This is a genomic window from Luteimonas lutimaris (assembly GCF_039537065.1).
Taxonomy (GTDB): Bacteria; Pseudomonadota; Gammaproteobacteria; order Xanthomonadales; family Xanthomonadaceae; genus Luteimonas; species Luteimonas lutimaris.
The window spans coordinates 135,508-147,978 of record NZ_BAAAZU010000003.1 but is presented as its reverse complement, the minus strand read 5'-3'; the positions used below and the strand labels follow the sequence as shown (position 1 = coordinate 147,978).

The 12,471-nt window shown below is 70.4% G+C and carries 12 protein-coding genes; 7 read left to right on the top strand and 5 right to left on the bottom strand.

Going from position 1 to position 12,471, the window contains the following annotated elements; all coding sequences use genetic code 11:
• Window positions 1-37 precede the first annotated feature (37 nt).
• The gene (locus ABD679_RS02785) at window positions 38-1,069 is read left to right on the top strand and encodes an AraC family transcriptional regulator ligand-binding domain-containing protein (RefSeq protein ID WP_344758418.1); all 1,032 of its coding nucleotides are present in this window, start codon (window positions 38-40) and stop codon (window positions 1,067-1,069) included.
• Window positions 1,070-1,120: 51 nt separating this feature from the next.
• Here the strand turns inward: ABD679_RS02785 and ABD679_RS02780 are convergent, their stop codons facing one another.
• The 5 genes from ABD679_RS02780 to ABD679_RS02760 form a co-directional block, all read right to left on the bottom strand.
• Complete coding sequence (locus ABD679_RS02780; RefSeq protein ID WP_344758417.1) at window positions 1,121-1,501, bottom strand: RidA family protein; 381 nt, start codon at window positions 1,499-1,501, stop codon at window positions 1,121-1,123.
• 207 nt (window positions 1,502-1,708) lie between these two features.
• The gene (locus ABD679_RS02775) at window positions 1,709-3,883 is read right to left on the bottom strand and encodes a RelA/SpoT family protein (RefSeq protein ID WP_344758416.1); all 2,175 of its coding nucleotides are present in this window, start codon (window positions 3,881-3,883) and stop codon (window positions 1,709-1,711) included.
• Window positions 3,884-4,093: 210 nt separating this feature from the next.
• The gene (rpoZ, locus tag ABD679_RS02770) at window positions 4,094-4,396 is read right to left on the bottom strand and encodes a DNA-directed RNA polymerase subunit omega (RefSeq protein WP_344758415.1); all 303 of its coding nucleotides are present in this window, start codon (window positions 4,394-4,396) and stop codon (window positions 4,094-4,096) included.
• Between the two features lie 303 nt (window positions 4,397-4,699).
• On the bottom strand, window positions 4,700-5,317 hold the full coding sequence (gmk, locus tag ABD679_RS02765; protein WP_344758414.1) for a guanylate kinase: 618 nt from the start codon (window positions 5,315-5,317) through the stop codon (window positions 4,700-4,702).
• 153 nt (window positions 5,318-5,470) lie between these two features.
• A complete protein-coding gene (locus ABD679_RS02760; RefSeq protein ID WP_344758413.1) occupies window positions 5,471-6,331 on the bottom strand; it encodes a YicC/YloC family endoribonuclease in 861 nt (286 codons plus the stop codon).
• Window positions 6,332-6,484: 153 nt separating this feature from the next.
• Between ABD679_RS02760 and rph the strand changes: the two genes are divergently transcribed.
• From rph to ABD679_RS02730, 6 genes are all read left to right on the top strand, one after another.
• Window positions 6,485-7,234 carry a ribonuclease PH gene (gene rph / locus ABD679_RS02755; protein WP_344758412.1) on the top strand — a complete coding sequence of 250 codons (750 nt, stop codon included), beginning with the start codon at window positions 6,485-6,487 and terminating at the stop codon, window positions 7,232-7,234.
• Between the two features lie 22 nt (window positions 7,235-7,256).
• Window positions 7,257-7,859 carry an RdgB/HAM1 family non-canonical purine NTP pyrophosphatase gene (gene rdgB / locus ABD679_RS02750; RefSeq protein ID WP_344758411.1) on the top strand — a complete coding sequence of 201 codons (603 nt, stop codon included), beginning with the start codon at window positions 7,257-7,259 and terminating at the stop codon, window positions 7,857-7,859.
• Window positions 7,860-7,864: 5 nt separating this feature from the next.
• On the top strand, window positions 7,865-8,362 hold the full coding sequence (locus tag ABD679_RS02745) for a hypothetical protein (RefSeq protein WP_344758410.1): 498 nt from the start codon (window positions 7,865-7,867) through the stop codon (window positions 8,360-8,362).
• Between the two features lie 12 nt (window positions 8,363-8,374).
• Window positions 8,375-9,538 (top strand): radical SAM family heme chaperone HemW, encoded by a 1,164-nt coding sequence (gene hemW / locus ABD679_RS02740; RefSeq protein ID WP_344758409.1) that lies wholly within the window; start codon window positions 8,375-8,377, stop codon window positions 9,536-9,538.
• A gap of 128 nt (window positions 9,539-9,666) precedes the next feature.
• Window positions 9,667-12,099, top strand: a complete 2,433-nt coding sequence (locus ABD679_RS02735) for a DUF1631 domain-containing protein (RefSeq protein WP_344758408.1) — start codon at window positions 9,667-9,669, stop codon at window positions 12,097-12,099.
• Window positions 12,096-12,446 carry a PilZ domain-containing protein gene (locus tag ABD679_RS02730; RefSeq protein WP_344758407.1) on the top strand — a complete coding sequence of 117 codons (351 nt, stop codon included), beginning with the start codon at window positions 12,096-12,098 and terminating at the stop codon, window positions 12,444-12,446. The genes ABD679_RS02735 and ABD679_RS02730 overlap by 4 nt, the downstream gene beginning before the upstream one ends.
• Window positions 12,447-12,471 lie beyond the last annotated feature (25 nt).

The window sequence follows — 12,471 nt, the reverse complement described above, 5'->3', positions numbered from 1 at the left end:
TCATGGGGGGCAAACCGGACAAACTGGCCGAAACCGCATGAACCGCGACGCCGTCGACCCGCGCCTGACCACCGCGAGCATCGCCACCAACATCCTCTCCGGCCTGTGCCTGATGGCCGAGGAGCACGGCATCGCCTGCGAGCACTGGTTCGCCGGCCTGCGCCTGGCCCGGGCCCAGGTCGACGACGCCTCGGTGCGGGTGTCCTACCGCCAGGCCAGCCGCGTGGTGCAGCGCGCGCTGCGGGACCTGCCCGACGCCGACGTCGGCCTGCGCCTGGGCCGGCAGCAGACCATCGGCAACTTCGGCCTGCTCGGGCTGGCGATGATGACCGCCCGCACCTTCGGCGACGCGGTGGCGATCGGCCTGCAGTACACCCCGGTGTCCGGCAGCCTGATGGACCTGGAGCTGGACGCCTCCGACCCGCGGACGCTGGCGCTGGTGGCCAGCCCGCGCGCGCCGGAGGACGCGATCCTCCCGTTCCTGTGCGAGGAACTGTTCGCCAGCACGCTGATGCTGTGCCGCGGCCTGGTCGGCCCGGCCTTCCGCCCGCTGCGGCTGGAGCTGGCCTACCCCGCTCCCGCCTACGCGAGCGAGTACGAGACGCTGTTCGAATGCGAGGTGCGGTTCGACATGCCGCGCAACCGCGAGCTGGTCGACCCGGCCTGGCTGTCGCGCCGCCTGCCGGCCTACAACCCGGTCAGCGCGCAGCAGGCACTGGCGCTGTGCCGGGCGCAGATGCCACGCGGGCCGGCCAGCGACGAGATCGTGGTCGCGGTACGCCAGCTGCTGCGCGCGCGCCTGCACGAAAACCCGGGGCTGGGCGACATCGCCGCGGAGCTGCACCTGACCGAGCGCACCCTGCGCCGGCAGCTGGTCGCGGCCGGCAGCGGCTTCCGCCGGCTGCATGACGAGGTGCGCAGCGAGCGAGCGCGCGAACTGCTGCGCGGCAGCGACCTGCCGATCGCCCAGGTCGGTGCCAGCGTCGGCTTCCGCGATGCGCGCGAGTTCCGGCGCGCGTTCAAGCGCTGGACCGGGCGCACGCCCAGTGCGATGCGCTTGATGCCTTGAGGCGCTTGCAGGAACGGCTTCAGCCGCTCCTGCAGGGACGGCGGTGTCGGATCAGCCGGCCACCATCACCGCGTCGACCTCGAACGCCGCGCCCTTGGGCAGCGCAGACACCTCGATCGTCGAGCGCGCCGGGTACGGCTGGCTGAAGTACCCGGCCATCACCGCGTTGACCTCCGCGAACTGGCCCAGGTTGGTCAGGTACAGCCCCACGCGGGCGATGTCGTCGAGCGAACCGCCCGCCGCCTCGCACACGGCCTTGAGGTTGTCGAACGCGCGCCGCGCCTGCGCGACGATGTCGCCGGCGACCAGCTCGCCGGTGGCCGGGTCGATCGGGATCTGGCCGGACAGGTACACGGTGTCGCCGCAGCGCACGGCCTGCGAGTACGGGCCGATGGCGGCAGGGGCTTTGTCGGTCTGGATGGGCTGGCGCATGGGTACCGGGAGTTGTGGATGGGAATGGGGAGTCGGGGGGCCGGCGAGTTCGGGACTCGGGACTCGGGACTCGGGAAATCGTAAACGCAAAAGGCGGGACGCACGACTCGCTGGACCAGGAGCGTAACCCGCGACGGGAAACGCGGTGCAGCGGCCCGCTCCTCCGAGTCCCGAGTCCCGGATCCCGGATCCCGAGTCCCGGCTGCTCTACAACCTCTGCACCCCGTGCACCACCTGCAGCCGCCGCGTACGCCGGATCACGTCGGCCAGGTGCTTGCGGTTCTTGACCTCGATCGAGAACCGGATCGCGGCGACGTTGGTGTCGCGCTCCAGGTATTCGACGCCATCGATGTTGGAGTGCGCGCCGGCGATCGCCGCGGCCACCTGCGCCAGCACGCCCGGGCTGTTGTCGACTTCCACCCGCAGCGCGGCGCCGAAGTCGCCGCTGACGTCGCGGTCCCAGCCGATCGACACCCAGCGTTCGGGCGACTTGCGGTAGTCGGCGACGTTCGGGCACTCGAGCCGGTGCACCATGATCCCGCGGCCGGTGGTGTGGTAGCCCATGATGTCGTCGCCGGGGATCGGCATGCAGCACGAGGCGAAGGTGATGATGCCGCGCTCGTTGCCGGTGATCAGGATCTTGTCGCCGCTGCGCGGCATGGCGGCGGTGTCGAGATCGAGCGTCCCGCCCTCGTCGCGGGTCAGCGCCTGCGCCACCTGCGCCGGCATCCGGTTGCCCAGCGCGATGTCGGCCAGCAGCTCTTCCAGCCGCGGGTAGCGCAGTTCGCCCAGGTAGGCGTCCAGGCGCGCGGGCGGCAGGCGTTCGAGCGAACTGCCGCGCTCCTCCAGCGCACGGTCGAGCATGCGGTGGCCCAGCTGCATCGCATCCTCGTGCTCCAGGTGCTTGAGCTGGTGGCGGATCGCGGTGCGCGCCTTGCCGGTGACCACGAACTCCAGCCACTGCGGCTTGGGGCTGGACGACTTGGCGGTGACGATCTCCACCTTCTGCCCGCTTGCCAGCTTGGTGCGCAGCGGCACCAGCTTGCGGTCCACGCGCGCGGCCACCGCCTGGTTGCCGACGTCGGTGTGCACCGCGTAGGCGAAGTCGAGCGCGGTGGAGTTGCGCGGCAGCGCCATGATGTCGCCCTTGGGCGTGAACAGGTACACCTCGTCCGGGAACAGGTCGACCTTGACGTTCTCCAGGAACTCCAGCGACGAACCGGTGCCGCGCTGCGATTCGAGCAGGCTGCGGATCCACGAATGCGCGCGCACCTGCGCACTGTTGGGCGCCTCGCCGCCGTGCTTGTAGGTCCAGTGCGCGGCGATGCCGCGTTCGGCGATCAGGTCCATCTCCGCGGTGCGGATCTGGACCTCGATCGGCGAGCCGTAGGGACCGAACAGCACCGTGTGCAGCGACTGGTAGCCGTTGGCCTTGGGGATGGCGATGAAGTCGCGGAAGCGGCCGTCCAGCGGTTTGTACACCGAATGCACCACGCCCAGCGCGTGGTAACAGTCGGCGACGGTGCCGACGATGACGCGGAAGCCGAACACGTCCATCACCTGGGTGAACGTTTTTCCTTCGGCCTGCATCTTGTTGTAGATGCTCCACGGCGACTTGACGCGACTCACCAGCCGCGACTCCAGACCCTCGTTGGCGAGCTTCTGCGCCAGCTGCGCCTCGATCCGCGCCAGCGCCTCGCGCCGCACCAGCGGCTGGGCGCGGATGCGTTTTTCCAGCACCGCGTGGCGGATCGGATGCAGCGCGCGGAAGCCCAGGTCCTGCAGTTCGGTCTTGATCAGGTTCATGCCCAGGCGCTGGGCGATCGGCGCGTAGATCTCCAGCGTCTCGCGGGCGATGCGCTGGCGCGCCTCCTCGCCCTGCGCGCCCAGGGTGCGCATGTTGTGCAGGCGGTCGGCGAGCTTGATCAGGATCACGCGCAGGTCGCGCGCCATCGCCAGCAGCATCTTGCGGAAACTTTCCGCGGCGGCTTCCTGGCGGTCCTGGAACTTGAGCTTGTCGAGCTTGGTGACGCCGTCGACCAGCTCGGCCACGGTTTCGCCGAATTCCGCGGCCAGCTGCGCGCGGTCGACCGGGGTGTCCTCGATGGTGTCGTGCAGGATCGCCGCGACCAGGGTCTCGACGTCGACGTTCTGCTCGGCCAGCACTCGCGCCACCGCTACCGGATGGGTGATGTAGGGCTCGCCGGACTTGCGCATCTGGCCGGCATGGGCCGCCGCGCCCACCGCCCAGGCCCGGCGCAGCAGCGCGCGCTGCTCGGCCGTCAGGTAGTCGGTGGCCCGCTCCAGGTCCTGGACGTAGTCCGGGATCGCATCGTCCGCGGGCAGCGGGTGCTCGAGATGGGCAGGCTCGGCGGGGGTCATGGGACGAGCCTAAGGCCAAATGCCGGGATTTGGGAATCGGGACCCGGGTTTCGGAAGCGCCAAAGGCCACTCACGCGTCCCCAGCCGGCGATGTTCAGGGGCCACGAATGACACGGCCCCGCATTCGCGGGGCCGCAAAATCAACCGGCATGGGCGGGAAGCGCCGGATCCGCTTTTCCGGATCCCAGGTCCTGGACCCCGGTCCCGGCTTTACAGATCGTCGCCCTTGGACATGTCCTCGTCGGCGACCACCTCGGCGGCGGCCCATTCCAGCGCCTCGCGCTCCTTGCGCTCGCGCTCGGCCTTGTCGACGGCGTCGATGTAGTCCTCGTCGATGCGGCGGGCCGCGATCTCGCGCAGGGCGAGCACCGTCGGCTTGTCGTCGTTCTCGGAATTGTCGATCTGCGCCTCGACGCCATTGGCCAGCTGGCGCGCGCGCTTGGCGGCCATCATGACGAGCTCGAAGCGGTTGTCGACGACTTCCAGGCAATCTTCCACGGTGATGCGGGCCATAACTCTCCCGGCGGCCGGTCGGGCCGTCGATTCAATAGACAGGGGACCGCGGATTTTACGGGACTGCCGGTGTCCTGCACAAGCTGCCGGCCTTGAAATCAATGACTTGCGGCATCCGGGGGACCGGCGTGGCCTGCAGGAGCGGCTTCAGCCGCGAGCGTTTCGGCCGGAGCGGGCCGGGGCCGGGGACCCGGAACCGCTTCGCGCCCGCCGTCTTGCGGACAAGCGGGATGGGAACTTGACCTGCAGGCACAAGCTCGCGGCTGAAGCCGCTCCTGCACAAAAGCTTCGGGGGCGCTGCGCCTACTCGCCTTCCAGCAGCGCCGCGATCAGCTCGCGGTGCCGTTGCGCCTGGACCTCGCGACGCAGGCGGCTGGCGGCGAAGATCGCGCACATCTCGTCGACGGCGGTGTCGAAGTGCTCGTTGACGATCACGTAGTCGAATTCCGCGTAGTGCGACATCTCCTCGCGCGCCGCGGCCAGGCGGCGGGCCATGACGGCCTCGCTGTCCTGCCCGCGCTTGCGCATGCGCTCGTCCAGCGCACGGCGCGAGGGCGGCAGGATGAACACGCCCACCGCGTCCGGCACCTGCGTGCGCACCTGGCGCGCGCCTTGCCAGTCGATCTCCAGCAGCACGTCGCGCCCGGCCGCCAGCTGCGGCTCCACCGACTGCCGCGCCGTGCCCTTCCAGTCGCCGTGCACCAGCGCATGCTCGAAAAAGTCGCCGGCCTCGATCATGCGCGCGAACTCGTCCTTGCCGACGAAGTGGTAATGCTCGTCGTGGCGCTCGCCCGGCCGCGGCGCGCGCGAGGTGTAGGAAATCGACAGGCAGACGTTGGCATCGCGCGCCAGGCAGGCGTTGACGATGCTGGATTTCCCCGCGCCGGAGGGCGCGGCGACGATGAAGAGGGTGCCGCGCATCAGGAGCCGGGAACCGGGAGTCGGGGAAGGGAAATCGTAAAAGAAACCGGCAGCCGTGCGGGCACGGTGCGTTCGCGGGCGGCAATACCCGGGCACGCACAGGCACGGGAAGAACGCGCTTCCCATTCCCGGTTCCCGGTTCCCGGTTCCCGGCTACTCAATGTTCTGCACCTGCTCGCGGATCTGGTCGATCAGCACCTTCAGCTCCACCGCGATGTTGCTGGTGCGCGCGTCGACGGACTTCGAGCCCAGGGTGTTGGCTTCGCGGTTGAACTCCTGCAGCAGGAAGTCCAGGCGCCGGCCGACCGGCTTTTCCTGGGTGAAGATGCGGCGGATCTCGACGACGTGGCTGTCGAGGCGGTCGAGTTCCTCGTCCACGTCGAGCTTCTGCAGCGACAGCACCAGCTCCTGCTCGACGCGGCCGGGGTCCGCGGCCTGGGCCAGTTCGGCCAGGCGCGCGACGAGCTTGGCGCGCTGGCCGGCGCGGATGTCGGGGATCAGCGTGCGGACCTGCGCGGCCTGCGCGGCGATGCCGTCGACGCGCTCGAGGATCGCGGCGACCAGCTTGCCGCCCTCGCGCTCGCGCGCGGCGATGAAGTCGTCGAGCACCTCGTCCAGCAGCGCCAGCGCCTGCGCCTGCAGCGCCGCGGGATCGCCCGCCTTCGACTGCATGACGCCGGGGAACTGCAGCAGTTCGGTGAACTGCGTGCGCAGCGCGGGGAAGTCCGCGTCCATATCGCGGGCCAGCGCGCCCAGCTGCCGCAGCAGCGCCTCGTTGACCTGCAGGCTGCCGCCGCCTTCGCTCGCGCGCAGGCGCAGGGTGAGGTCGACCTTGCCGCGCGCGACCCGCGCCGACACGCGCTCGCGCAGCGCCGGCTCCAGCAGCCGCAGCTCATCGGGCAGGCGCACGCCCAGCTCGAGGAAGCGGTGGTTGACCGCGCGCATCTCGCAGCCGAGCGTGCCCCATTCGGTGCTGCGCTCGCCGGCGGCGAAGGCGGTCATGCTGCGGATCATGCGGGGTTTCCGTACTGTCGGCGGCAGGCGCCCGGGCGGAAAGTATGCCACCCGCGCCGCGACGGCCGCAGGCGGCGCGCGAAGCAGGCGCTGCACGCGGCGGTCGCCGCCGACCCGCCTGCTAAACTCACGCGCCCTGTTCCGGCGCCTCCGATGACTTCGATTACCCGCCCCAGCGGCCGCAGCCCCGACCAGTTGCGCGAGGTGCGCATCGAACGCGGCTTCACCCGCCATGCCGAAGGCTCGGTACTGGTGAGCTTCGGCGACACCCGCGTGCTGTGCACGGCCAGCGTCGAGAATCGCGTGCCGGCGTTCCTGCGCGGCAAGGGCGAGGGCTGGGTGACCGCCGAATACGGCATGCTGCCGCGCGCCACCCACACCCGCAGCGACCGCGAGGCCGCGCGCGGCAAGCAGGGCGGGCGCACGCTGGAAATCCAGCGCCTGATCGGCCGCTCGCTGCGCGCCTGCATCGACCGCGGCCTGCTCGGCGAGCGCACCATCACCCTGGACTGCGACGTGCTGCAGGCCGACGGCGGCACCCGCACCGCGGCGATCACCGGCGCCTACGTGGCGCTGGCCGACGCAGTGCAGGGCCTGCTCGACAAGCGCGCGATCAAGCTGCCGTCGTGCAACCGCCAGCCGATCGTCGGCGCGGTGGCCGCGGTGTCGGTCGGCATCTACCGCGGCGTGCCCGTGCTCGACCTCGACTACGCCGAGGACAGCGACTGCGACACCGACATGAACGTGGTGATGAACGACGGCGGCGGCTTCATCGAACTGCAGGGCACGGCCGAGGGCCACGCCTTCCGCCGCGACGAACTCGACGCGCTGCTGGCGCTGGCCGAAGCGGGCTGCACGCGGCTGTTCGCCGCGCAGCGCGAGGCACTCGGCATCGCGTCGTAGCGCACGGCGCAGGAACGCCCGCATGACCCGCATCGTGGTGGCCAGCAGCAACGCCGGCAAGCTCGCCGAATTCCGGCAGTTGCTCGGCGACGCCGGCATCGACTGCATTGCGCAGGGCGAACTGGACGTCGGCGACATCGAGGAAACCGGCCTGAGCTTCGTAGAGAACGCCCTGCTCAAGGCCCGCCATGCCGCGCGTGTGACCGGGCTGCCGGCGCTGGCAGATGACTCGGGGCTGTGCGTTGATGCGCTCGGTGGCGCGCCCGGACTGTATTCGGCGCGGTATGCCGGCAACCACGGCGACGCAGAGGCCAACATCGACAAGCTGCTGGCAGAGTTGGCCAACGTACCCGATGAAGCGCGTACAGCACATTTCATCTGCGTGCTGGCATGGCTGCAACACGCCGAAGACCCGCAGCCCATCATCATCGAGGGACGCTGGGACGGATTGATCCTTCATGCGCGACGCGGCAAGGGTGGTCACGGCTACGACCCGGTGTTCTTCGACCCCACTCGCGCGCAGAGCGCGGCGGAAATGCCGCCGGTGCTCAAGAACCAGCTGAGCCATCGCGGCCAGGCGATGAAACTGCTGGCCGACCGATTGGCAACTTTCTCCGGAGCGTGACAACCGTGTCACAGATTTCCCGCTACCGAACGCAACCGCAGCTGTTCCTCACCGTGGGAGGGGTTGGCCTGGTCGCCGCTGTCATCGTCGGTGGATGCCTGCTCTATGACGGCGAGTCCGCTGTCGAAGTCGCCATCTTCACCTTGGCGACTACCGCACTCGTCTCGGCCATCGGCGCATCCATTGCCTTGCAGCGTGCCGTCATCGACCGGTCCGCGGGCACACTTCGATATGCCAATTTCATGACATTCTATCGCTGGCGCACCCTGCGCATCGAAGACATCGACGAGCTGGTGTACGACGACTGCAAAGACAAGCGCAAGGCAGTCGTGTCGGGGCTTCTGATCTACATGAAGCGCGCCGACGGCAAACGCCGACTCCATCGACTCTTGGACCACGGGATCAGCTATCTTGGCGGCCCCTCCGACTTCTTCCGCGACATCGCCAATGCTGTTCGGTCGGCCCGCCCCAGGGCCAGTATCAGCCCTGTACTGCTCGATTGACCGAAGGGCGCCATGCTCATTCCGCCGCCGCTGTCGCTGTACGTCCACCTGCCCTGGTGCGTGCGCAAGTGCCCGTACTGCGACTTCAACTCGCACGAATTCCGCGGCGCCGGCGGCGCCCCTCCGTTCGCCCAGTACGTCGATGCCCTGCTGGCGGACCTGGACTTCGACCTGCCGCTGGCTTGGGGCCGCACGGTGCACAGCGTGTTCTTCGGCGGCGGCACGCCGAGCCTGTTCCCGGCCGCGGCGATCGACGCCTTCCTGCAGGGCGCCAGCGCGCGCCTGCGCTTCGCGCCGGGGCTGGAGATCACGCTGGAAACCAACCCGGGCACCGCCGAGCATGGCCGCTTCGAGCACTACCGTGCCGCCGGCGTGAACCGCCTGAGCTTCGGCGTGCAGACCTTCGATGACGCGGTGCTGCAACGGCTGGGCCGCATCCACGACAGCGCCGAGGCGGACGCGGCGGTGAAACTCGCGCAGGACGCCGGCTACGACAACTTCAACCTCGACCTGATGTACGCCCTGCCCGGTCAGACGCTGGCGATGGCCGAGCGCGACATCGAGCGCGCGCTGGCGCTGCAGCCGGCGCACGTCTCGCACTACCAGCTGACGCTGGAGCCCAATACCGTGTTCGCCGCCAAACCGCCGCAGGGCATCCCCGACGAGGACGCGGCCTGGGACATGCAGGGACGCTGCCAGCAGATGCTTGCCGACGCCGGCTACGCGCAGTACGAGGTCAGCGCCTATGCGCGTCCGGACCGGCAGTGCGCGCACAACCTCAACTACTGGCGCTTCGGCGATTACCTGGGCATCGGCGCCGGCGCGCACGGCAAGCTCACGCTGGGCGCGGAGCAGGCGATCGTGCGGCGCTGGAAACGCAAGCACCCGACCGCCTACCTGGCAGTGGCCGGCAAGGCGGAGGCAATCGGCGGCGAGGAGCGGATCGAGCCCGCGCGGCGACCGTTCGAATACATGCTCAACGCGCTGCGGCTGGTGGAAGGATTCACCCTGGCGCAGTTCGAGGCGCGCACGGGGCTGCCGCGCGCCGCAATCGCCGCGCCGCTGGCACGCGCAACCGCCAGCGGCTGGCTGCAGGTCGACGGCGACCACGTCGTCCCGACCGCGCTGGGCCGCCGTTTCGGCAACGACGTGATCGCCCTGTTCCTCGACGCCTGACCCGGAGCGGGTCAGCGTCGATCGCGCGGCGGCAACGATGGCCGCAGGCCCGCCTGGAATCCGTACGCTGGCCCTCGCCCGCGGGGCGTGATAAGAAGCAGCGGCAGGGGGAAGCACAAATCGAATCCATGTCCGCTTCGACACCATCGAACGATGCCACGCCGCGCACGCTCGCCGCGGCCGGCTTGCCGCGGCGCGTGCGCAAGGCGCTCGAGCAGGCGTTGTCGCTGGTCACGGCCGAGCTCGACGGCAGCCTCGGCAACATGCTGCGGGAGTTCGAACAGGAGCTGTTCCGGCTCGCGGACCTGGCGCGCAACCCGGGCGCCGAGTCGAACTACATGCAGACCCTGCGCACGCTGCGCATGAACCGCTCGGACCTGATCCCGAGCTTCATGCAGGAGCTCGAAGCCGGCGTCGCCGCGATCCGCACCGCCAGGCCCGTGACCGCCAAGCCCGAACGGGAAGAACCCGTGCCGTTCCACGCCCTGAGCCTGGTCGAGGACGAGGTGATGGACGAGGACGCGGTGCTGCGCGAGGTCGCCAGCCGCCAGGAGTCGCGCGCGGCGCTGCCGCTGCACCTGCTGGGCCAGCGCTACGGCGTGCTGGCCGGCAGCCCGGCCTTCGACGCCGAACGCATCCCGCTGGGGCCGCGCGCGCTGTGCCGCGCCATGCGCAGCGCCAGCCAGACGCTGCAGGTCCCCTACGAGGCCCGGCTGCTGCTGTACCGCATCTTCGACCGGCTGGTGATGGCGAACTACGCACGCACCCTGGAGAAGCTGGACGAGGCGATGGACATCGCCGGCATCCTGCCCGGCCTGACCTTCGTCCCCGTGCGCGCGCGCGCCACGGCGCAGCGCGCGGCGGAAACCCCGGCCGGCAGCGCGACAGGCAACGGCCGTGGCCGTGGCGACGCGGCCCGGAGCGATGACAGCCCGCCGGCAGCGGAATCGGGCCCGGGTCCAGGTCCGGAACCAGGCCCCGGCGACGATCACGGCAGTGCCAGCGGCGGCCACCCCAGGCGACGCGTCTCGGACCGCGGCGAAGGCGCGCGCCGCGCGCCGCCGCGCGGCGGCTCCGCATCCGCGCAGATGCGGCCGCATACGGCCTGGATGGGCGAATCCTGGGACGACCCGGACGGCGACGACGAGCAGGCCTCGCTGGACATGCTGCAGCAGCTCATGTCCGGGCGCCGCGCGCTCATCGGCAAGCTGCGGCCCAGCCGGCCGACCGGGCCGCGCGAGGAGCTGAGCACCGGCGACGTATTCCAGGCGCTGGGCGTGCTGCAGGCGCAGCCGCCCTCGGCCACCGGCAACAACCGCAGCCTGCACGACATCAAGCAGACCCTGCTGGCCCAGGCCCGCCAGCGCCACGGCAAGGGCGCGGCGCTGTCGCAGCGCGACAACGACACCTTCGAACTGCTGTCGATGCTCTACGGCCAGATCGAGGAAGAGATCCGGGCCGACGCCCCCGGCGCCGCGCTGATCCGCCGGCTGCAGCTGCCGCTGCTGCGCGTCGCGCTGCAGGACCGCGCGTTCTTCGTCCGCGGCCACCACCCGGCACGGCGGCTGCTCAACACCGTCGCCGAGTCCGCGGCCCGATGGCTGGACAAGGACGACTACGACCCGCAGATGCTGCTGCCGCTGCAGCAGGCCGTCACCCACGTGGTCGAGAACTACGACGGCGACGAGGCGGTCTTCGACGCCAGCAACAACAAGCTCGAATCCCACCTGCAGGAGCAGGTGCGCAAGGCCGAGCTGCTCGAGCGCCGCCACGTCGAGGCCGCGCGCGGCAAGGAGAAGCTGGAGGTCGCCAAGACCCGCGCCGGCGAGACGCTCGCGGCGATCATCGGCGAGCGGCGCCTGGCCAAGTTCGTGCGTGCCCTGCTCAACCAGGCCTGGGCCGACGTGCTCACCCTCACGCTGCTGCGCCAGGGCGAAGGTTCGGAGGAATGGCGGCGGCAGGTGCAGGCCACGCAGGAGATCGTCGCCGCCTGCAGCAACGACGACACTCCCGCCGACCCGGCGCTGACCACGCACGTGGCCGAGGCGCTGGCCCAGGTCGGCTACCACGCCGACGAAGCCGACGTCATCGCCCAGCGCCTCACCCGGGCGGTGCCCGAGGGCGAGGACGATCCCGCTTCGCGCACGGAGCTGGCGGTCAAGCTCAAGGCGCGCGCGCGCCTTGGCGAGGACCCCGCCAGGGCCAAGCGCCCGAAGCTGCCGCCGCGCACGCCCGCGGAACAGGGGCGCTACGAACAGCTGCGGGTGCTGCCGTTCGGCACCTGGATCGAATTCGTCACCAACCAGCAGGGCGATTTCGTGCGCCGGCGCCTGTCCTGGTTCAGCCCGGTCACCGACAACGCGCTGTTCGTCAACCAGCGCGGCCAGCGCGTCGGCGAGTATTCCCTCGACACCCTGGCGCGCATGATCACCGCCGGCCAGGCACGCATCGTCACCGCCGAACGCGGGCGCCTGGTCGACCGCGCCTGGCAGGCGGCGGTCAGTGCGCTGCGCAGCTTTGCCGGCCGTGGCGACGAACCGGCGCTGCTGGAGTCGAAATGATCAACGAGTTCCGCCGCGCACGCCGCCGCAAGGCCGCCGATACCATCCTGGTCACCGACGCGATGACCGAGCGCGTCGTCGGCCACATCGGCAACCTGTCCGAGAGCGGCATGCTGCTGATCGCGAACGAAAGCCTCGTCGACGACGCGCTCTACCAGCTGCAGTTCACCCTGCCCGACGAGCAGGGGAAGGGCGAGGCGATCGAGGTCGGCGCGCACCTGCTGTGGATGGACCGCGCCAGCGCCCCCGGCCAGGCCTGGATCGGCCTGCGCTTCATCGCCGTCCCGCCCAGGCACATGGCGCGGCTGCAGAAGTGGATCGAGGCGCCCGGCGGCCAGTACGAATAGCCCCGATCGCCCCGGCCCGCGCACG